Raw genomic sequence first — 19658 nt, 5'->3', positions numbered from 1 at the left:
TGGACCCGTTGGGACGGACGGCCTCGTCAGTCGAGCGCAGGATGGAGGTGCCGGGTCTCGATCGCGACCCGGGCCTGCTCGGCGGCGGCGCGGAGCGCGACCTCGACCGGTTCCGTACGCAGCCGCGCGGCCAGGAAGCCTGCCATGAACGCGTCGCCGGCGCCGTTCGTGTCCACGACCGTGGCCGGCACCGCGGCGACCTCGTGCTGCGTCCCGTCGGCCTCGAGCGCGATCGCGCCCTTGGCGCCTAGGGTGCACACCGCGAAGCGGGGGCCGCGGTCGAGGCACGACGCCATCAGCTTCCAGGGGTCATCGGTGCCGTCGTCGTTCATGAACACGCCTTCGGCGGCGCGCAGGAAGGGCTCGTGGAACGCCGAGGCGCCGTCGTAGTCGTGCAGGTCCATCCACAGCGGTACCCGTCGGGCGGGCATCGCCTCGAGCACCAGCCGGCCGAGCTCGCTCAGGTCGATGACCGCGAGGTCCGCGGCGGCGACCGCGTCCACTGCCGCCTCGACCGCGTCGGTGGACGGGGCCGAAGGGGTCGAGACGTACAACGAGACCCGGCCGCCGCCCTCGGCCATCAGGTTGACGTGCCGTTCCGTCTGCTCGCTCGTGATCGCCTCCACGACGACGCCCGCCCGCTCGAGCCGCTCCCGCAGCAGCGCACCGTCCTCGTCGTCACCGAAAGCCGCCCACAGATGTACGTCGATGCCGAGCCCGGCCAGGTGCAGCGCCTTGCCCGCGGAGGTGCCGCCGATCGTGTGCCACGCCCGCCGCGCGAACTGCATGTGCGGCACCGGCTCGGGCAGCCGGTCGAGCTCGATCAGATGGTTCCAGGACGCGGGGCCGCAGACGACGACACGGAGAGCAGACGACATCGCCCTATTCCAGCACCATTGCGGTCAGTAGGTGGTGACGTCGACCGACACCGACGACGCCTCCCGCAGCGGCGCGATGCTTTCGGCCTCCGCGGCCAGGGCCTCCTGATGACCTCTGCTCAGGGGCTCGAAGGCCTTGAGCTCGACGCGCAGCTTCCGCCCGCTCTTCCGTGCGCGCCAGGTGCCGACGATCTCGCCGTCGGCGAGCATCGTCCCGGGGTCACCGCTGGTCCTCCAGACGGCCCGGTGATGAGCCTTGTCCACGATGGTGTCTCGATCGCGCAGCTGGGTGTACGGATCCCGGGGCGGAAGCAGCCGCACGCCGGTGGGCATCGTTGCCGTTCGAAGCGCGTCGAGGTCTCCAGCGAGAGCCCAGGTCCGGCCACCGAAGTCCACCTCGACCAGCTCACCCTCGAGATTGCTCCACCACGGATCGACATCCCCGGCTCGCACACCGAGCCACGTCGCGAAGTCGCTTCGGGTCGACGGGCCGTAGCAGCGTAGGTAGCGCCGGAGCAGCTCGCGGCGGCACGCCACGGGATCCGCCTCCGCGACGGGACGCCCGAGCCATTCCTCGGTCAGGACGAACGGGGCCCTGTTCCCGGTGCGCGGCGCGAAGCAGACGGTCCGCTGCAGCGCGAGCAGGCGGACGCAGAAGTGCACCACCGCCTCCCCGATGGGCTGGCCTGCGGCGTACGGCCCCTCCTCGATCCAGACCCCTCGCTGCTGGGTCGTCAGCTCGGGCGCGATGCGTACGGCCACCTCGGCTCCGAGCTCGTCGATCGCGAGTTGCCGTCCCGGCAGGATGTCGCGCGTGGCCGCCGTGACCATCTCGACCGTCTCCGTGAGACTCAGCCCGAGCCGGTCGACTGCCTGCTCGACACCCGGTACGAAGTGCCGCCGCGCCTCCTCGGTCGCAGGAAGCACCCCCGTCGTGTAGATGTCGGCCTCGGCGGTGGGGACGTAGTACGGGGCACCTCGCATGCTCCACGTCAGCAGCAGGCTCCTGTCCTCCACCGCCTCCGCGACCACGTCAGCCGTGACACCTTCGACCCGCGCGTGGAACGCCAGCAGCGCCGACCCTGGTGGAGTGTTCTGGATGCCGCACAGCCCGGCGGCCGTCAGCAGGTCCCGCTCGCCGAGCCGGACGTCGAGATGGTGCGACGCCAGCCGGAACGCGACCACGCTCTCCCGCCCGATCCGCTCGGCCACCTTCCCAGCGTACGTCCGCTCGCTCCGCTCCTCCTTTCCGGGATTCAGGCCAATATCTGACCTGACTCACTCCTAGAGTCGTGGAGACCCCAACCGCCGACCCGAGGAGATCGACATGACAGCCACGAACCCCACCACCCCTGCCGGTTACACGACCGTCGCGCCATGGGTCGTCTCCGACGACACGGGTGCGCTGCTCGACTTCATCGCAGAGGTGTTCGACGGCGAAGAGATCGGTCGCGTCGCCACCGAGGACGGATCCATCGGCCATGGCGAGATACGTATCGGCGACACCGTCGTGCTGGCATTCGACAGGCGACCGGAATGGCCGGTGATGCCAAGCCTTCTGCGTGTGTGGGTGACTGATCCTGACGCGACCTTCGCCAGGGCCGTCGAGCAGGGTGCGACGATCGTGACCGAGATCAGCGACAGCGCGTTCGGTCAGCGCGGCGGGCGGATCAAGGACCCGTTCGGCAATATCTGGTGGGTCGCCTGCAACGTCGAAGACGTGCCGGAGGACGTGATCTGGCAGCGGCTCCAAGATCCTGTCTACGCCGAGCAGATGCGCGTGGCGCAGATGACGCTCGATGCCGAGCTCAGCGGGCGGGGAGACGGACGGAGCAGCGCGCCCGTCCGCTGAGCGAACAGGACGGGACGCGCTACTTCGAGTCGAGGCGCGCGATCAGGACCAGGGCCGCGAAGCCGTCGTCGGTGCCCGGCCACTGGGCCCGAACCGCGTCGATCCCGGCGCGGCGTACGACACTTCGCAGGACGGCGGCGACGATGATCGCGTCGTCGGCATAGCCCAGCACCGGGATGAAGTCGGGCACCAGATCGATCGGCAGGGCGAGGTAGACCATCAGCAGCCCGAGCCTGATCCGTACGCCGCGAGGCATCGACCCGTCAGCCGCGAGCCGGCGCAGCAGCCGCACCACATCGGGCAGGATCCGCAGCGCCTCGCGCAGCAGGTCGCCGCGCGGGCGGACGACGAGCAGCGCGACGATGAGGCACAACCAGGTGAGCAACAGGGCAGCGACTATGCCGATCGCCAGGTCCCACCAGAACGAACCGGTCATCCTCACCCTCCGAGCCACGCCGCGCTCCGTGGTGGCGCCGCGCCCCTGAATTCCATCACGGCGCCACACCGGACCGGACGGTCAGGCCGCGACGACTGCCACGCCTGTCCGTCCGCCGTCGACGTCCAGCACGGCGCCGTGGACGAACTCAGCCTCATCGGAGGCGAGGTACGCAACGGCCGCGGCGATCGCGTCCGGACCGCCCGAGCCACCCGCCGGGGTGCCCGCCATGAGTCCGTCGGCGGCCCAGGGGCCCTCCAGAGCGGGGTCGCGGATGACACCGGGCGAGACCGCGTTGACCCTGATCCCGCTGTCGGCGAACTCCGCGGACCAGGCGCGCGTCAGGGTCTCCATGGCCGCCTTCGTCGAGGCGTACAGGGCACCGAGCGGGAGGCTCAGCCGCGCGACCCAGCTGCCGAGGTTGATGATGACGCCTCCACCGGCCGCCTTCATGTGCGGCGCGAGCGCCTGGGTCAGGAAGAACGGCGCCTTCACGTTGACGCCGTACACCTGGTCGAACATCGTGGCGTCGGCAGTGAGGGTGTTGGCCGCCGGAAAGATCCCGGCGTTGTTGACGAGGATGTCGAGCCGCCCACCGAGCGCGGCGAGGGCCCGCTCGGCGAGGGCAAGGCTCGCTTCGGGGCTGCCGTCGAGATCCGCGGCGACGAAGTCGGCGCGGCCACCGTTCGTACGGATCGCCTCGACGACCGCCGCTCCTCGCTGTTCGTTGCGGCCGGACACGATCACGTGCGCGCCCTCGGCGGCGAGACGCTGAGCGATCGAGCGTCCGATGTTGCTCGTCGAGCCGGTGACGAGAGCCGTCTTCCCAGAGAATCTGTGTGTCATGTCTGCGACGGTAGAGAGCGTAAAATGGACTCACAAATCCAGTTTTTCGAGGAGCGGGAGCGGCATGGGGCTGACGCCGAAAGGCATGCGGAGACGCGCACAGATCATCGAGGGCACGGCCGCCCACCTGCGCACCCAGGATCCCGGCGGAATCACGCTCGAGGACATCAGAGCCGTCACCCGAACGAGCAACAGCCAGATCTTCCACTACTTCCCCGGCGGGAAGGAGGAGCTGTTCCTCGAGGTCGCCCGCTATGAGGCCGACCAGGTGATCGAGGACCAGCAGCCCTACCTCTCGGCTCTCGACACCTGGGCGGACTGGGAGCGATGGCGCGAGACCGTCCTCGCCCGCTACCGAGCCCAGGGACAGCAGTGTCCGCTGGGATCGCTGATGAGCCAGCTCGCAGAGACGCCCGGCGCACCCGAGGTCGTCTCGGCCCTCATCGGGCGGTGGCAGGCCGAGGTCGAGCGCGGGATCCGCGGCATGCAGGCATCCGGCCTGATCCGCGCCGGCATCGACCCGGCGCGCTGCGCGGCCGCGACGATCGCCGGGATCCAGGGCGGCGTGCTGGTGCTGCGCTCGACGGGCGACGTCGGGCACCTCGAGGCGTCCATGGAGATCCTGTTCGATCACCTCCGCGGCTGATCCTCGAGCAGTACGCTCGACAAGACGGCGAGCTGACCTCGACGTCGTGGTTCACGGAGGAACCCATGCCACTCACCAGAGTCCACAATCTTTCGATCTCGCTCGACGGCTTCGCGACCGGGGAGCCGCAGTCGGCCGAGGCTCCGTTCGGCCATGCCGGCGAGCGCCTTCACGAATGGATGTTCGCCACCCGTTACTGGGACTCGTCCGGCGGCGCGGGCGCGGACGACGCCTTCGCGCAGCGGCACAGCCAGGGCATCGGCGCCGAGATCATGGGTGCGAACAAGTTCGGTCCGCCGGGATGGCAGGACGACCCCGAGTGGAAGGGCTGGTGGGGCCCCAACCCGCCGTTCCACTCGCCGACCTTCGTCCTCACCCACCGGCCGCGTCCACCCGTGGAGATGGAGGGCGGCACGACCTTCTACTTCCTGGCTGCACCCCCGGCCGAAGCGCTGGCAGCCGCGTTCGAGGCGGCCGACGGTCAGGACGTACGCCTCGGGGGCGGCGCGACAGTGGTGCGCGACTTCGTCGCCGCCGGACTCGTCGACCTGATGCACCTGGTCCAGGTCCCGATCGTCCTCGGTCGTGGCGTACGTGTCTGGGACGGCCTGGAGGGCACCGAGAACGACTACGACATCGAGGCGGTCTCGACGCCCAGCGGCGTCACGCACCTGACCTTCACCCGCAAGCCTGCCGACTCCTGACGCGGGCGAACGGTCCGTCGAGGGCGGCCCACTGCAGGAGCATGACCGTCTTGCCGTCGATGATCCGGCCGTCCCTCGTCATCGCGAGTGCCTCGGCGAAGTCGAGCTCGAGGACGTCGATGTCCTCGCCCTCCTCGGCGACTCCTCCCCCGTCTCCGGTGCGGCTCGCCGGCGAGTAGGCCGCCGCGAAGAAGTGAAGCCGCTCGGTCACCGACCCTGGGCTCATGTAGGCGTCGAAGACGTGGTCGACGTGGCCGAGACTGATGCCGAGCTCCTCGGCGCTCTCCCGACGGATCGCGGTGACCGGGTCATCGGCATCCAGCAGCCCCGCGGCCGCCTCGATGAGGAGCCCGTCGGGATGGTCGTTGACGTAGACCGGATATCTGAACTGCCGTGTCAGCAGGACCGTGCCGCGCTCGACGTCGTAGGGAAGGAGCACGGCGCCGTTCCCGCGGTCGTACGTCTCGCGCTGCTGGGTCTCCCAGCGCCCATCCCGTCGGCGGTAGTCGAACGTGGTGCGCCTGAGCACGTGCCAACCCTGTGAGGTCAGCTCGACGTCTCGGACCACGACGCCGGGGTTGCGGGTCAGGTCCCGCCCGGCGCGGTCGAGACCGGTGCGGCCACGATGGTCGGGGACCTCGATCCCTGGACGCGCGTCAGCATTGGCTGTCGTCATGGCGGCAGCGTACATGCAATACTGTGCAGAAACAGAAAGGAATGTGCATGCTTGTCGGGCAGCGCCGCGCTCACCTGCTGCGTCTTCTGGACGAAACAGGCAAGATCGTGGCAAAAGACGCAGCCGCCGAACTGGGTATCTCCGAGGACAGCATCCGTCGCGATCTGCGCGATCTGGCCGCGGAGGGACTGTGCCAACGCGTCTACGGCGGCGCGCTCCCTGTCTCCCCGGCGGTGGTCGACTACGCCACCCGTCGCAGCGTCGAGCCCGGCGGAAAGCGTGCGGTGGCGGCCACGGCCGCCGGCCTCGTACGCCCCGGAAGCACCCTCATCCTGGACGGAGGCACAACCGCCCTCGCCGTCGCGGAGGCGCTTCCCCGGGACCTGGAGTGCACCGTCATCACCAACAGCCCGACGGTCGCCTCGGCCCTCCTGCAGCACCCGAGCGCCGACCTTTTCCTCCTCGGCGGCCGAGTCTTCAAACACTCCGCCGTCGCCTGTGGCGCGGCAGCCGTCGAAGCAGCCCAGAACGTCTCCGCCGACCTCTGCCTCATCGGCGTCACCGGCGTCCACCCCGAGGCCGGCCTCACCACCGGCGACGCCGAGGACGCCGCCATGAAGCGCGCCCTGGCTGCGCGGGCAGCCGAGACGTACGTCCTCGCCTCCTCGGAGAAGATCGGCACCGCCTCCCCCTACCGGGTGCTCCCCTGGGGGCAGATCACCGGCGTCATCACCGACTCCGACCCGACGGATGACGTCATCAAGCAGCTGTCAGCACTCGACGTCGAGATCCTGCACGCCGGCGGCGTCTAAGGACCGTCTCCGACCACCGACACCCGTTGGACCCGGATGGGCACCTCAACCGTGCAGCGTCTTCTTCATGAGCACACGTCGATATCCACTCTCGACCAAGTAGCCGGTCTCCTCATACCCCAACCGCGCATAGAGTCGCCGATTCTCGGTCATCGCCTCATGCGTGAAGAGCTCGACGTACGCCGCGCCGCGGGCCGTCGCGCGAGCCTCGACATGGGCGATCAGCGCTCGTCCGATCCCCCGGCTCTGATGACCCGGTGCCACAGCGAGGTTCTCCAACAGCACGCCGTCGTTCCCCGGATGCCTTGTGACCGCGTATCCGGCGACGTCGCCATCAGCCATCGCCACCCAGACCTCCGCGGACTCGATCGCCTCCTCGTAGTCCGCCCCCATCGGCCCCGGCTCGAGCCCGATCCGCTCCACGTACCTCGCGTACGCCGTTAGCGCGATCTCTCTCAGCCTCGGGGCATCCGCCGGCTCCGCTGGTCTGATGCCCTCGGGGTTCGGCCCGATCGGGATGGCGCTCATGATGGCAACCGTACGTCGGGTCTATGTGCGTCTGGCGAAGCGGATGTCGCCGTTGGGCAAGCGCTCATGAAGGTACGCGGTGTCGTGGGCGCGGTGGTGGTGATGGCTGCAGAGGAGGGCGGCGTTGTCGAGATCAGTTGGNGTTGTGGGCGACGAAACCAGAGTTTCGTCGCCCACAACTACATTCTCGGCCGCCAGAACCACCGATTCGGCGGGGAGGTGTCAGCTGGCGTCGGTGTTGAACTCGTTGTCGACGTAGATGTCCTCGGCGGACGGGGCCTCCTTGATCATCTCGACCGACTCCATGAAGTCGGCGAACTCGCCGAAGCCGGTGGGGGTCAGGGACCAGGTGACGTCGGGATCGGTGATCTGGGCCTTGACCTCGGCGGCGGTGAGCTCGCCCTCGGACTCGGCGGAGAGGAGCTCGGCGGCCCGGGCCGGGTCGTCGCTCAGCAGGGCGTTGGACTCCTTCAGGGCCGCGTAGAAGGCCTCGGTGAAGTCGGGGTTGGCGTCGAGGAAGTCGGGCTTGGCGTAGATCGCGTTGAAGGTGGTGCGACCGAAGAGGTCGTAGCTCTTCAGGATCGGGTGGGCGCCGGCCTCGGCCTCCTGCGCGACGAACGGCGGGGCGGTGAGGTGTCCGGCGATCTGGCCGGAGACGAGCGCCTGGAGGCCGTCGGGGTGGCCCATGCCGACGATGTTCTTGTCGAGCGCGTGCGGGTCGCCGAGCTGCTCGCCGGCAGCTTTGCGCAGCGGCAGCGACTGGATCGAGTCGGGCGCCGGCATCGCGATCTTGGCGTCCTTCGGCAGGTCCTTCAGCGACTTGATCGCGGGGTCGGTGACCATGAGCTGGAGGTTCATCTGGTTCATCGCGGCGACCGTCTTCCAGCCGACGCCCGCATCGACGCCGACCAGGAACGGCGAGGCGCCCATCGAGGCGACCTGGACGTCGCCGGCGATGACCGCGTCGCGCAGCGCCCCGCCGGAGTCGAGCTCCTGCCACTTGATCTCGGTGTCGGGCAGCGCCTTCTCGAGCGTCTTCTGCTCCTTGATGACCAGCAGGGTCGCGTACCCGAGGCCGGGCTGGTAGCCGATCGTGATCGTGTCGGCCGGGCCGTCGTCCGCCCCGGCGCCGCAGGCGGTGAGTACGCCGATGAGCAGGGTGGCGGCGAAGACTGCGGCCAGGCTGCGTACGTCTCGACGCGATCCTCGACGGGAACCTCGATAGGACATGGTGGAGCTCCTTGACGTGGGGTTGGCGGGGAGTGGTCAGGCGGTCTTCATGCCCCAGCGCACGACGGTGCGGCGCTCGAGCCAGCTGAAGACGAGGTCGAAGAGGATCCCGATCAGCGCGATGGTGACCAGGCCGGCGAAGGCGTCGGCGATGTGCAGGTAGGTCTTGGCGTTGTTGATGAAATAGCCCAGACCGCCGCCCTCACCGGCGACGCCGAAGACCAGCTCGGCGGCGATGATCGTGCGCCAGCCGAAGGCCCAGGCGCTCTTCAGGCCGGAGACGGTGTGGGGGAGGGCGGCGGGGACGAGGACGTACCAGACCAGGCGTGCGCCGCGCAGCCCGATGTTGCGCCCGACCGCGACCACCGTGGGGTTGGCGGTGCGGAAGCCCTGGCTGACGTTGATCGCGATCGGCCAGATCACCGCGTTGGCGATCACCACGATCAGGGCCGTGGTGTTGATGCCGAACCACAGCATCGCCAGCGGCAGGATCGCGACCGCCGGGAGCGGGTTGAGCATCGAGGTGAGCAGGACCAGCAGGTCCTCGCCGATCGTCGTCCAGGTGGCGAGTGTGGTCAGCACGGCGGCAGCCACGATCCCGATGACAAGCGCCTGGCCGAGGATGCGCAGGGTCAGCAAGGTCGAGTCGACCAGCGCTCCGCTGCGTACGCCCTCGCCCATCGCCTGCGCGACGTCGAGCGGCCCGACGAGCACGAGCGGGCTGACTCCGCCGAACCGGACACCCAGGTCCCAGGCGAGCAGCAGGGTGAGGAGCAGGAGGCCGCGGCGTACGGCGGTGGGGATGTCGCCCCAGCGGGGCAGTCGCCTCTGCAGGTCGCCGGGCAGGTCGGCAGCGGTCCGGGAGGCGGTGGGCGGGGGAGCGGTCTGGGTCATGCTGCCGCCTCGCCCTCGCCGGACCCGTCGATCCCGTCGCCGGCGAGCAGCGACCGCAGGCGGGTCTGGGCGGCGACGAAGGCCGGATCGTTGGGGTCGTCGACGCCGCGTACGTCGAGGGTGTCCACGACGTGCGACGGGGGCGTCGAGAGGACGACGACCTGGTCGCCGACGTAGACCGCCTCGGCGATGCTGTGGGTGACGAAGAGGACGGTGATCCCGGTCTCGGCGGCGACCTCTTTGAGTTCGCGCTGGAGCCGATCACGGGTCTGGGCGTCGAGGGCGCCGAACGGCTCGTCCATCAGGAGTACGTCGGGTTCGAGCGCCAGTGCGCGGGCGATCGCGACCCGCTGCTTCATGCCGCCCGAGAGCTGGTGCGGATAGCGCGCCCCGGCCTGGTCGAGCCCCATCGTCGTCAGCCAGCGGTCGGCTCGCTCCCGGGCCTGCTCGCGGGTGCGTCCGTTGGCGCGCAGCGGAAACTCCAGGTTGCCCCGTACGGTCCGCCACGGGAAGAGCTGGTCGAACTCCTGGAAGACGACCGCCCGGTCGGGCCCGGGCGTAGCGATCGAGGTGCGGCCGGAGACGGTGATCGTGCCCGACCAGGGACGGAGGAACCCGGCCGCGGCCTTCAGGATGGTCGACTTCCCGCAGCCCGATGGACCGAGCAGCATCGTCGTCGATCCGCGTGGCACGGAGAACGAGACCCCGCCCACGGCGAGGTGCGGCTCGCCGTCGACGAGATAGCCGAGGCGTACGTCGCTGACCTCGAGCATGGACACGGAAGGCCTCCAGGGATGTGGTCGTCAGAGTCGACTTAGAAAACTAAGTAACTCGACTATAGCGACCTGGAGAAGTGCTGGCCGGAGCGGCCCAGGGGTCGGACTTCTCGGGTGTTTCCTGCACTTCTCGGGCATTGCAACACCTGAGAAGTGCAGGAATACCCGGTTAACCGGGTATCCCACCCGCGGCTACGGCGTGATGACGACCCCCACGACCCAGGTGATGGTGGCGAGGGTGGAGGCGGTGGCGTCGATCAGGATGAACAGGCCCATCGCCTTCAGGGCGGTCCATGTGGAGGCCCAGGCTTCACCCGCGTCACCGCCGTGGCGACGGAGCTCGGCGAGGAAGACGCCGATGGGGAAACCGACGAAGAGGCCGACGACGGGGATCACGAAGAAGCCGATGATGGCCAGGACCGCGCCGACGATCTGGGTAGACAGCGGCATCCCGGAGTCCTTGAGGCGCTTGCCGGGGATGGCGTACTTGGTGATCAGCCCGATGGCGATGAAGGCGGCCGAGATGCCGAAGATCACCCACCCGGTGGGCTCTCCCAGCCAGATTGCCCAGCCGAGGATCGCGGCGGCGACGAGCAGCGCTCCGCCGGGGAGGACGGGGACGATGATGCCGGCGATGCCGAAGGCGATGACCAGCGCGACGAGAACTTCGACGAGACTCACGGAGCGAACCCTAGCCCCGTGGCACCCCCGCAGACGCCGAAGGCCCGGACCGTCGTGGTCCGGGCCTTCGGGGAGTCGGTGGGTGGGGTCAGTTCTTCTCGGTGAGCTTGTGGGTCTCGTCGGTGATCGAGCTCGCGATCTCCTTGAGCTTCTCACCGTGCTCGCGGGCGTGGTGGGCGCAGAACAGCAGTTCGCCGCCGGAGTGGAGCTCCGCGCGTACGTAGGCCTGCGCTCCGCACCGGTCGCAACGGTCCTCGGACGTGAGCGGCGAGCTGGTGGCAACGGCAGTGGTCACATCGGCCTCATTTCTGAATCATGATTGCGCCGGGATAACGTACGTGAGTCTTGGAAGATTCCCTAGATCGCTAGCGTTTCCTCGCGGACTCTTACCGCCGCCGCACCTCTAATCCTTGCAGTTGTCGCTCCGGGTTGGGGATCCGGGTCGGACCTACCCCGCGGGACATCGCTGTCCGTGACAGACATTCTTACCTGTCGACCGACCATTTCGTGCATCGAAACCCGCAAGTTCCACGTAACGGACCGATCACGACGTACGTGTGCCGCCCGATGGCGCGTGGCTGGTTGCCGCGTGCCTGCGTGAGACCCGGGCGTGTCGCACGGTAGATTTCATCCGAGGAACACCCCCACGCAGTACCCCGGGAACAACGCAGTTACGCAGGAGCCGATCATCTCTGACAACACCTACAACGCCGCGCACCTCCTCGTCCTCGAGGGCTTGGAGGCGGTGCGCAAGCGTCCCGGTATGTACATCGGCTCGACCGATACCCGCGGCCTCATGCACTGCCTGTGGGAGATCATCGACAACGGCGTCGACGAGGCGCTGGCAGGTGTCGCCGGCCACGTCGAGGTGACGATGCACCCCGACGGCTCGGTGGAGGTCTACGACGACGGCCGCGGCATCCCGACCGACAAGGAGCCCCGCACCGGGCTGCCGGGCGTCGAGGTGGTCGCGACCAAGCTGCACGCGGGCGGCAAGTTCGGTGGCGGCTCCTACAACGCGACCGGTGGTCTGCACGGCGTCGGCCTCTCGGTCGTCAACGCGCTCTCGAGTCGCATGGACATCGACGTGGACCGCTCGCCGGCCCAGCAGGGGATGTCGTTCCGCCGTGGCGTGCCCGGTGTGTTCGACGGCGACGGCCCGACGGCCGCCTTCACGCCGCAGAGCGGCCTGACCCGCAAGGGCAAGCGGGTCGCCAAGGGCAAGACCGGCACCAGGGTCAGGTTCTGGCCAGACCGGCAGATCTTCACCAAGGACGCCCGCTTCGAGCTCGAAGGCCTGCTCGGCCGGGCCCGGCAGACGAGCTTCATCGTCCCCGGGCTCGAGCTGGTCATCCGCGACCAGTCCGGCGAGGATCCGGTCGAGGAGAAGTTCCGCCACGACGGCGGCATCGCCGAGTTCGTCGACTTCCTGGCCAAGGACGAGCCGGTCAGCGGCGTACTGCGCCTGCAGGGTTCGGACACCTTCACCGAGACGGTGCCGATGCTCGACGACGCCGGCCACATGACGCCGCAGGACGTCGAGCGCGAGCTCGGCGTCGACATCGCGGTGCGATGGGGCAGCGGCTACGACACCGAGATCCGCTCCTTCGTCAACGTGATCGCCACCCCGAAGGGCGGCACCCACGTCAGCGGCTTCGAGAACGCGCTGACCAAGACGTTCAACGACGCCATGCGCGCCGCGAAGGTGCTCAAGGTCAACGACAAGGACATCGTCAAGGAAGACATCCTCGAGGGTCTGACCGCGGTGGTGACGGTGCGCCTGGCCGAGCCGCAGTTCGAGGGCCAGACCAAGGAGATCCTCGGCACGCCTGCGGCTCGCAGCGTGGTGCGCAAGGTCGTCGCCGCGGAGATGAAGACGTTCCTCACCGAGTCGCGCGGGGCGCAGAAGCAGCAGGCCAAGCTGGTGATGGAGAAGGTGTACGCCGCCTCCAAGACCCGGCTCTCGCTGCGTCAGCAGAAGGAGAACCAGCGGCGCAAGAACGCGCTCGAGTCCTCCGCGCTGCCCTCCAAGCTCGCCGACTGCCGCACCACCGACGATCGGGCCGAGCTGTTCATCGTCGAGGGTGACTCCGCGCTCGGCACCGCGAAGGTGGCCCGCAACTCGGAGTTCCAGGCGCTGCTGCCGATCCGCGGCAAGATCCTCAACGTCCAGAAGGCCTCGGTCGGCGACATGCTGAAGAACGCCGAGTGCTCCTCGATCATCCAGGTGGTCGGGACGGGCACCGGTCGCAGCTTCGACCTGGACGCGGCGCGCTACGGCAAGATCATCTTCATGGCCGACGCCGACTCCGACGGCGCCCACATCCGTACGCTGCTGGCGACGCTGTTCTTCAAGTACATGCCCGAGCTGATCGCAGCCGGCAAGGTCTACACGGCGGTCCCGCCGCTGCACCGGATCGAGATCTCCAACCCCAAGAAGGGGATGGAGAAGTACGTCTACACCTACTCCGACCAGGAGCTGCAGCGGAAGCTCGCCGAGCTGAAGAAGAAGAACGTCTCCTGGAAGGACCCGGTGCAGCGCTACAAGGGTCTGGGTGAGATGGACGCCGACCAGCTGGCCGAGACCACCATGGACCCGCGCCACCGGACGCTTCGCCGGCTGACTCTGGACGACGCCGATGAGGCCGCGGCGGTCTTCGACCTGTTGATGGGCTCCGAGGTCGCTCCGCGCAAGGAGTTCATCGTCGCCGGAGGCGGTCAGCTCTCCGAGACCGACCTCGACTTCTAGGGCCGTGACCTCAGCGATGGACCAGAAGGCAGCCCGGACAGCGGCGACCAAGGCGTTCAAGACGGGCGGCATGCCACTGCGCAAGGGCCATCACCGGCTCGGTGACCCCAAGAGCGACGACATCGTCTGGTACGTCGACCTGCGCGCCCAGGGCGCCGGACCGAGCGCGCCGCTGCGCTACGAGATCGGCTGCTGGGTCGCCGCCCTCGGCCACCCGGAGCCGGAAGGCGGTCCGGTCGACTGTCCGCTGCTGCTCGACCGGCCGGTCGCGGCCACCACACCCGCCGAGATCGGTGAGGAGGTCGACGAGCTGGTGACGCTCGTCGCCGATCTCGACTCGGTCACCGCGCTGCGCGACGCGCTGGCGGAGGGAACGCTGGGGCGCCCGCTGGTCGACCAGTCGCTGCGTACGTTCTTGGATGGGTAGAGCCTCGGACGGGTTGAGCCTGACGGTCAGCGCTCGGCCAGCAGGGCGAAGAGGTCGCCGACCTCACCGAGGTGGCCGAGCTTGTCGGGGTTGAGGACGTTGTGCATGCGCACGATCCGGCCGCCGTCCACGTCGAGGGCGATGACGCCCAGCAGGGCGCCGTCGGCACCACGGGTGAGCATCGCCGGCTGACCGTTCGCGTGGGAGAGCTCCAGACGTACGCCGAAGCGCTCGCCCTGACGCATGAGCCCGAGCAGGAAGCGGGCGACGGCGACGGCACCGAGCATCGGCTTCTGGATGGCGGGAGCCCGGCCGCCGCCGTCGGCGACGAACACGACGTCGTCGGCGAGCAGCCGCTCAAGGCCGGCGATGTCGCTCGCGGACAGCGCGGCGACGAACTGCGAGGCGAGCTGGTCGCGGCGCTCACGTGAAGGATCGAACCGCGGCGTGCCGTCGGCGATCCGCTTGCGAGCACGGGTGAAGATCTGGCGGCAGTTGGTCGCGCTCTTGTCGACGACGGGGGCGATGTCGTCGTAGTCGTAGCCCAGCACCTCACGCAGCACGAACACCGCGCGCTCGACCGGGGTGAGCGACTCCAGCAGGACCAGGAACGCGGTGCTGACGGTCTCGTCGAGCTCGAGGCGGTGGCTCGGGTCCTCGTCGGAGACCAGGATCGGCTCGGGCAGCCACGGGCCGACGTACTGCTCACGGCGGTGGCGGGCCGAGCGCAGGGTGTCGATGGCGATCCGGGTGGTGACCGTGGTGGCGTACGCATCGAGGTTGTCGACCTCTTCGGTGCTGCGGTGCATCCGCAGGAACGCCTCCTGCACGATGTCCTCCGCCTCGGCGACGCTGCCGAGCATCCGGTAGGCGATCGAGAACATCAGCGGGCGAAGCCCGTCATGAGCGCTTGCGAGGTCCACGAGTGCAGGACCTTACGCCAGCTGTCACAGGAGCGCAGGTTGTTTCGTCGGTGGGGTCAACAACGACGAAAGGAACAGAACGATGCGTATCTTCATCGCAGGCGGAACCGGTGCGGTCGGAGTCCGGATGGTGCCGCTCCTGGTGGCCGCCGGACACGAGGTCTACGGCTCGACCCGGCACGAGGCGGGCTGCGAGGCCCTGGCCGGCATGGGCGCGACCGGGATCGTGATGGACCCGCTGAACGCTCAGAGCGTCCACGACGCCGTCGCCAAGGCCGAGCCCGAGGTCGTCGTCCACCAGCTCACCGCGCTGGGCAGCCTCAGCGGCAACCTGAAGAAGTTCGACCAGGACTTTGCGATGACCAGCCGGCTGCGTACCGAGGGCACCGACCACCTGCTGGCGGCGGCCCGGGCGGCGGGGGTGCGGCGGTTCATCGCGCAGAGCTTCGGCGGCGGTTGGTCGAACGAGCGTACCGGCGGCTGGGTCAAGGACGAGAGCGCCCCGCTCATCACCGACCCCGGCAAGGAGGCGCGCGGCACCCTGGCGGCGATCCGTCACCTGGAGCACGCCGTGACCTCCGCGACCGATCTCGAGGGCGTGGTGCTCCGCTACGGCAACTTCTACGGCCCCGGCAACGCCACTTCTCGGGAGGGCGTGCTCGGTGAGATGCTGCGCAAGGGCAAGATGCCGGTGGTCGGCGGTGGCACGGGAGTGTGGTCGTTCGTGCACATCGACGACGTGGCTTCCGCGACCGTCGCGGCCCTGGACCGGGGTGCGCCGGGCATCTACAACATCGTCGACGACGAGCCGGCTCCGGTGAACCAGTGGATCCCGCTCCTCGCCGAGGAGGTCGGCGGCAGGAACCCGATGCGCCTGCCGGCTTGGCTCGCCCGGCCGCTGATCGGCGAGTTCGGGGTCGCGCTGATGACCTCCGTGCGCGGGTCCTCGAACGCCAAGGCGAAGCGGGAGCTCGGCTGGACGCCGTCGTATGCCACCTGGCGTGAGGGCTTCCGGACCGGGATCGGCTGATCGTGGTTATGGTGGCGCGGTGAAGATGATCGCGTTGCAGGACGAGTGGTGGCCGACGATGACCTGCTTCGGGTGCGGGCCTGCCAACGCCCAGGGGCTCCAGCTGAAGAGCTATCCGCAGCTGGACGGGAGCGTGACCGCGACCTTCCAGCCGTGGCCGCAGCACGACAACGGCGGCGGGTTCCTCAACGGCGGGATCATCGCGACCGTGCTCGACTGCCACAGCGCCGCCGCGGTGCACCAGGAGGCGTTCCTCAACGGCTGGATGCCTGCCGAGGGGGAGTCGCTGGCCTACGTCACGGCCGGGATCGACGTACGCTACCGGCGGCCGGCTCCGCTCAGGGAGCCGGTCACGCTCGTCGCCTCCACCAAGGACGCCAGCGAGGACCAGATCACCTCGGTGGTGCGGCTGGAGTGGGACGGGAAGGTCCGCGCCGAGGGCGAGGCGCTGTGGAAGCGGTGGCGCCCCCGCGACTGAGAAATGGGGAACGGCCCCCACCAGGTGAGGGCCGTCCCATATCTCAGTCGAGCAGCTCGGTCACGGTGCCGGCGGCGACGGTGTGACCGCCTTCGCGGACCGCGAAGCCGAGTCCGACGTCCATCGCGATCGGCTTCTCCAGCTCCACTCCGAGCTCGATCGTGTCGCCGGGCATCACCAGGGCGATCTCACCCAGGTCGATCCCGCCGGGCACGTCCGTTGTCCGGAAGTAGAACTGCGGCCGGTAGTCCGCGGCGAACGGGGTGTGCCGGCCACCCTCGGCAGTGGACAGTGCGTGCAGGTTCGCCCGGAACTTCCGGTGCGGCCGTACGCTGCCCGGCAGCGCCACCACCTGGCCGCGACGGACCTCGTCGCGCTTGACGCCACGCAGCAGCACAGCTGCGTTGTCGCCCGCGTCCGCGGACTCCAGCGACTTGCCGAACGTCTCGAGGCCGATCGCCGTGCTGGTGATCGTCGCGCCGAGGCCCACGACCTCGACCGCGTCGCCGACCTTCAGCGACCCGCGCTCGACGGCACCGGTGACCACCGTGCCGCGGCCGGTGATGGTGACCACGTTCTCGATCGGCATCAGGAACGGCTCACCGAGCTCGCGCTCCGGCACCGGCACGTAGCCGTCGATCGCGTCCAGCAGTTCACCGATCGCGGCGGTCCACTCCGGGTCGCCCTCCAGCGCCTTCAGGCCGGAGACCCGGACGACGGGTACGTCGTCGCCGGGGAACCCGTACTCCGAGAGGAGGTCACGGACCTCCAGCTCGACCAGGTCGAGCAGCTCGGGGTCGTCGACGGTGTCGGCCTTGTTGAGCGCCACCACCAGGTACGGCACGCCCACCCGGCGCGCGAGCAGCACGTGCTCACGCGTCTGCGGCATGGCGCCGTCCTGCGCGGAGACGACCAGGATCGCGGCGTCCACCTGGGCGGCGCCGGTGATCATGTTCTTCACGTAGTCGGCGTGCCCGGGCATGTCGACGTGCGCGTAGTGCCGGGTGGCGGTCTCGTACTCGACGTGCGAGATGTTGATCGTGATCCCGCGCTGCAGCTCCTCCGGGGCACGGTCGATGCCGTCGAAGGCGATGAAGCGGTTCACGCTCGGGTCGCGCTCCGCGAGCACCTTGGTGATCGCGGCGGTCAGGGTGGTCTTGCCGTGGTCGACGTGACCCATCGTCCCGATGTTGAGGTGCGGCTTGGTCCGCACGAACTGGCCCTTGGCCATGAGATTTCCTTTGTCAGTCAGAAGATTTCGGGGTGAGCCAGGACCCTCCGGCATGCCCTCACAGCGCTGTCACCGCGATGAGGGGGCCGGTGCGGGCCACCCTCCTCCGCGGGTCCTGCAGAGCAGGAGGAGGGTCAGCTTCGCGCGCCGGTGCAATCGACTGACGGTGCCCACGTGGGAGCGCCCGTCAGGCTCATGCCTGACAGGTGGTGCTCGGAAACCACGGGGAACATGCTGATCACGATAGGCNATCGAGAAACACTCAAAGCCCGGGTCGGCGGCGAACCTTGGAACGAAAACACGGTCGCGTAAGCGAGGTTTCCCCGAGAAGTGACCGTGTTGGTCTCGACACACCTCTGCCTAGCGGCTCCGGCAGCTCGACCAGCGAACGACATGAAAGGCTCACCCTCGTGCCCTTCACCCACCGCATAGCAACACGCGAGGACATCCCAGCCCTGACAGCGATCATGAACACGTCGATCGCAGAGCTCCAGAAGGATTTCCTGACAGCAGAACAGATCGCCTCGAGCCGAACGGTGATGGGCATCGACACCCAGCTGATCGAGGACGGCACGTACTTCGTGGTCGAAGAGGACCACCAGATCGCCGGCTGCGGCGGCTGGAGCAGGAGGGCGACGCTCTACGGCGGCGACCACACCCCGGGTCGCGAGCCGAAGCTCCTGGACCCGAAGACGGACCCGGCCAGGGTGCGGGCGATGTACACCAACCCCGCCTTCGCCCGACGCGGCGTGGGCAGGCTGATCCTGGACCTCTGCGAGCGCGCCGCGGCGGCAGAGGGCTTCACCACCCTCGAGTTGATGGGCACCCCGTCCGGTGAGCCGCTCTACACGGCGTACGGCTTCGAACCGGTCGAGCGGATCACCGACGACCGTGGCGGCGCACCCGTCCCGCTGGTGCGGATGCGGAAGAGCATCTGAGTCAGCGGCCGGCGAGCCCGAGGCGCTCGACCTCTGCGGCGGCGGAGTCGCGGGCAGCGGCCGCCTCGGTCACCGCGGTCTCGGCGGAGTCGCGGGCATCCTCTGCGTCGGTGAGCTCGTCGTCGACGTCGGCGGCGGCCGACTCCAGGTCGGCCAGCCGGCGGCGTAGGTCCTCGATCTCCGACTTCACCTGGAGCGACCTCGCCTCGACATCCTTGAAGGCCGACATCGCCTTGTCGCGCTGCTCCTCCGCACCGGAGAGCGTGGACTCGGCCTCCGCGAGCGCCTCCCGGGCCTCGTCGAGCGCGGCGGTGTCGGGCAGGTCCGGGACCGCCCGCAGCGGCTCCGGGGGCGGCGGGACGACCTCGGGGACCTCGAAGCCCAACGCGTCCGGCAGTGCGACGGCGTCCGCCGCGTTCACGGCGTCGATCCCGGTGGCGGCCAACGCCGAGATGAGCAGGCCGCTGCGTACGGCCTGGGCGGCGGACTCGTCGATCATGGCCGCGGTCAGCGTGGCCTCGACCTGGGTCGCGACCGCCTCGGTCACCCGGAGACCGTGCTCGCGCGCCAGCCCGCGGGCACGGGTCGTCACCGCCGCGGTCAGCTGGCGGCGCTGCTTGGTGAGCTCTCGCAGCTGAGCGGCGTCCATGCCCGTCTGCGCCTCGCGCAACAGGGCGCCGACCGAGATCACCTGCTCCACCTGCTCGGTCTCGTAACGCACCAGCAGATTCACCACCCACGCCGCGGTCGCCGGCTTCTTCAGCGCCTTGACCTGACCCGCCAGTGGCGTCCCCTTGAGACCCTTGACCCGCGCGTCTCGCTCCGGGGTGAAGTCGGCCAGCGGCAGCCCGTAGAGCTCGGCCGCGATGTCGAGCAGCCCGGGGGCAGGTTCGTCGCTCATGTCCGCCATCTCAGCACGTCGC

General features: G+C 69.1%; 23 protein-coding genes. 9 read left to right on the top strand and 14 right to left on the bottom strand.

Annotated elements, in window-relative coordinates; translation table 11 throughout:
- Positions 1–26: 26 nt before the first annotated feature.
- A complete protein-coding gene (locus ACFX43_RS22840) occupies positions 27–878 on the bottom strand; it encodes a carbohydrate kinase family protein (protein WP_378835387.1) in 852 nt (283 codons plus the stop codon).
- 24 nt (positions 879–902) lie between these two features.
- Positions 903–2090, bottom strand: coding sequence for a winged helix DNA-binding domain-containing protein (locus ACFX43_RS22835; RefSeq protein ID WP_378835382.1), 1188 nt, complete (start codon positions 2088–2090; stop codon positions 903–905).
- Between the two features lie 115 nt (positions 2091–2205).
- Here ACFX43_RS22835 and ACFX43_RS22830 point away from each other — a divergent pair, with 115 nt between their 5' ends.
- Positions 2206–2730, top strand: a complete 525-nt coding sequence (locus tag ACFX43_RS22830; protein ID WP_378835379.1) for a VOC family protein — start codon at positions 2206–2208, stop codon at positions 2728–2730.
- 19 nt (positions 2731–2749) lie between these two features.
- On the opposite strand, the gene ACFX43_RS22825 is transcribed toward ACFX43_RS22830, so the two are convergent.
- Both ACFX43_RS22825 and ACFX43_RS22820 read right to left on the bottom strand, forming a co-directional pair.
- Entirely contained in the window at positions 2750–3166 is a 417-nt protein-coding gene (locus ACFX43_RS22825; RefSeq protein WP_378835376.1) for a YkvA family protein, read from the bottom strand.
- A gap of 81 nt (positions 3167–3247) precedes the next feature.
- The gene (locus tag ACFX43_RS22820) at positions 3248–4012 is read right to left on the bottom strand and encodes an SDR family NAD(P)-dependent oxidoreductase (protein WP_378835371.1); all 765 of its coding nucleotides are present in this window, start codon (positions 4010–4012) and stop codon (positions 3248–3250) included.
- Between the two features lie 85 nt (positions 4013–4097).
- Between ACFX43_RS22820 and ACFX43_RS22815 the strand changes: the two genes are divergently transcribed.
- Both ACFX43_RS22815 and ACFX43_RS22810 read left to right on the top strand, forming a co-directional pair.
- Entirely contained in the window at positions 4098–4658 is a 561-nt protein-coding gene (locus ACFX43_RS22815) for a TetR/AcrR family transcriptional regulator (protein ID WP_378835359.1), read from the top strand.
- A 65-nt stretch (positions 4659–4723) separates the two neighbouring features.
- A complete protein-coding gene (locus tag ACFX43_RS22810; protein WP_378835354.1) occupies positions 4724–5362 on the top strand; it encodes a dihydrofolate reductase family protein in 639 nt (212 codons plus the stop codon).
- Here ACFX43_RS22810 and ACFX43_RS22805 read toward each other — a convergent pair.
- Positions 5337–6038 carry an NUDIX domain-containing protein gene (locus tag ACFX43_RS22805; RefSeq protein ID WP_378835349.1) on the bottom strand — a complete coding sequence of 234 codons (702 nt, stop codon included), beginning with the start codon at positions 6036–6038 and terminating at the stop codon, positions 5337–5339. The two genes, ACFX43_RS22810 and ACFX43_RS22805, sit on opposite strands and share 26 nt — an antisense overlap.
- A gap of 47 nt (positions 6039–6085) precedes the next feature.
- Between ACFX43_RS22805 and ACFX43_RS22800 the strand changes: the two genes are divergently transcribed.
- The gene (locus ACFX43_RS22800; protein WP_378835346.1) at positions 6086–6850 is read left to right on the top strand and encodes a DeoR/GlpR family DNA-binding transcription regulator; all 765 of its coding nucleotides are present in this window, start codon (positions 6086–6088) and stop codon (positions 6848–6850) included.
- A 45-nt stretch (positions 6851–6895) separates the two neighbouring features.
- Here ACFX43_RS22800 and ACFX43_RS22795 read toward each other — a convergent pair whose 3' ends face one another.
- The 6 genes from ACFX43_RS22795 to ACFX43_RS22770 all read right to left on the bottom strand — a co-directional run bounded on the left by ACFX43_RS22795 (position 6896) and on the right by ACFX43_RS22770 (position 11254).
- A complete protein-coding gene (locus ACFX43_RS22795) occupies positions 6896–7378 on the bottom strand; it encodes a GNAT family N-acetyltransferase (RefSeq protein ID WP_378835343.1) in 483 nt (160 codons plus the stop codon).
- A 222-nt stretch (positions 7379–7600) separates the two neighbouring features.
- Positions 7601–8608, bottom strand: a complete 1008-nt coding sequence (locus ACFX43_RS22790; RefSeq protein ID WP_378835334.1) for an ABC transporter substrate-binding protein — start codon at positions 8606–8608, stop codon at positions 7601–7603.
- A 36-nt stretch (positions 8609–8644) separates the two neighbouring features.
- Positions 8645–9502, bottom strand: coding sequence for an ABC transporter permease (locus ACFX43_RS22785; protein ID WP_378835327.1), 858 nt, complete (start codon positions 9500–9502; stop codon positions 8645–8647).
- Positions 9499–10275, bottom strand: coding sequence for an ABC transporter ATP-binding protein (locus ACFX43_RS22780; RefSeq protein WP_378841091.1), 777 nt, complete (start codon positions 10273–10275; stop codon positions 9499–9501). The genes ACFX43_RS22785 and ACFX43_RS22780 overlap by 4 nt, the downstream gene beginning before the upstream one ends.
- A gap of 195 nt (positions 10276–10470) precedes the next feature.
- Positions 10471–10959, bottom strand: coding sequence for a DUF456 domain-containing protein (locus tag ACFX43_RS22775; protein ID WP_378835321.1), 489 nt, complete (start codon positions 10957–10959; stop codon positions 10471–10473).
- An 88-nt stretch (positions 10960–11047) separates the two neighbouring features.
- The gene (locus ACFX43_RS22770) at positions 11048–11254 is read right to left on the bottom strand and encodes a hypothetical protein (protein WP_040756289.1); all 207 of its coding nucleotides are present in this window, start codon (positions 11252–11254) and stop codon (positions 11048–11050) included.
- 390 nt (positions 11255–11644) lie between these two features.
- On the opposite strand from ACFX43_RS22770, the gene ACFX43_RS22765 reads away from it, so the two are divergent.
- Positions 11645–13708 carry a type IIA DNA topoisomerase subunit B gene (locus ACFX43_RS22765; RefSeq protein WP_378841086.1) on the top strand — a complete coding sequence of 688 codons (2064 nt, stop codon included), beginning with the start codon at positions 11645–11647 and terminating at the stop codon, positions 13706–13708.
- A gap of 4 nt (positions 13709–13712) precedes the next feature.
- Complete coding sequence (locus tag ACFX43_RS22760; protein WP_160024247.1) at positions 13713–14135, top strand: hypothetical protein; 423 nt, start codon at positions 13713–13715, stop codon at positions 14133–14135.
- A 26-nt stretch (positions 14136–14161) separates the two neighbouring features.
- Here ACFX43_RS22760 and ACFX43_RS22755 read toward each other — a convergent pair whose 3' ends face one another.
- Positions 14162–15058 (bottom strand): RNA polymerase sigma-70 factor, encoded by an 897-nt coding sequence (locus ACFX43_RS22755; RefSeq protein WP_378835314.1) that lies wholly within the window; start codon positions 15056–15058, stop codon positions 14162–14164.
- A gap of 82 nt (positions 15059–15140) precedes the next feature.
- Here ACFX43_RS22755 and ACFX43_RS22750 point away from each other — a divergent pair, with 82 nt between their 5' ends.
- Both ACFX43_RS22750 and ACFX43_RS22745 read left to right on the top strand, forming a co-directional pair.
- Entirely contained in the window at positions 15141–16088 is a 948-nt protein-coding gene (locus ACFX43_RS22750) for an NAD-dependent epimerase/dehydratase family protein (RefSeq protein WP_378835308.1), read from the top strand.
- Between the two features lie 25 nt (positions 16089–16113).
- On the top strand, positions 16114–16566 hold the full coding sequence (locus ACFX43_RS22745) for a PaaI family thioesterase (protein WP_350665251.1): 453 nt from the start codon (positions 16114–16116) through the stop codon (positions 16564–16566).
- 43 nt (positions 16567–16609) lie between these two features.
- Here ACFX43_RS22745 and tuf read toward each other — a convergent pair whose 3' ends face one another.
- Positions 16610–17797 carry an elongation factor Tu gene (gene tuf, locus ACFX43_RS22740; RefSeq protein ID WP_378835303.1) on the bottom strand — a complete coding sequence of 396 codons (1188 nt, stop codon included), beginning with the start codon at positions 17795–17797 and terminating at the stop codon, positions 16610–16612.
- A 467-nt stretch (positions 17798–18264) separates the two neighbouring features.
- Here tuf and ACFX43_RS22735 point away from each other — a divergent pair, with 467 nt between their 5' ends.
- A complete protein-coding gene (locus tag ACFX43_RS22735; RefSeq protein ID WP_378835298.1) occupies positions 18265–18735 on the top strand; it encodes a GNAT family N-acetyltransferase in 471 nt (156 codons plus the stop codon).
- A gap of 1 nt (position 18736) precedes the next feature.
- Here ACFX43_RS22735 and ACFX43_RS22730 read toward each other — a convergent pair whose 3' ends face one another.
- On the bottom strand, positions 18737–19636 hold the full coding sequence (locus ACFX43_RS22730) for a hypothetical protein (protein ID WP_378835292.1): 900 nt from the start codon (positions 19634–19636) through the stop codon (positions 18737–18739).
- Positions 19637–19658 lie beyond the last annotated feature (22 nt).

It is taken from the genome of Nocardioides sp. YIM B13467 (assembly GCF_042788075.1).
Classification (GTDB): domain Bacteria; phylum Actinomycetota; class Actinomycetes; order Propionibacteriales; family Nocardioidaceae; genus Nocardioides.
This window is presented reverse-complemented; position numbering and strand designations above follow the sequence as displayed.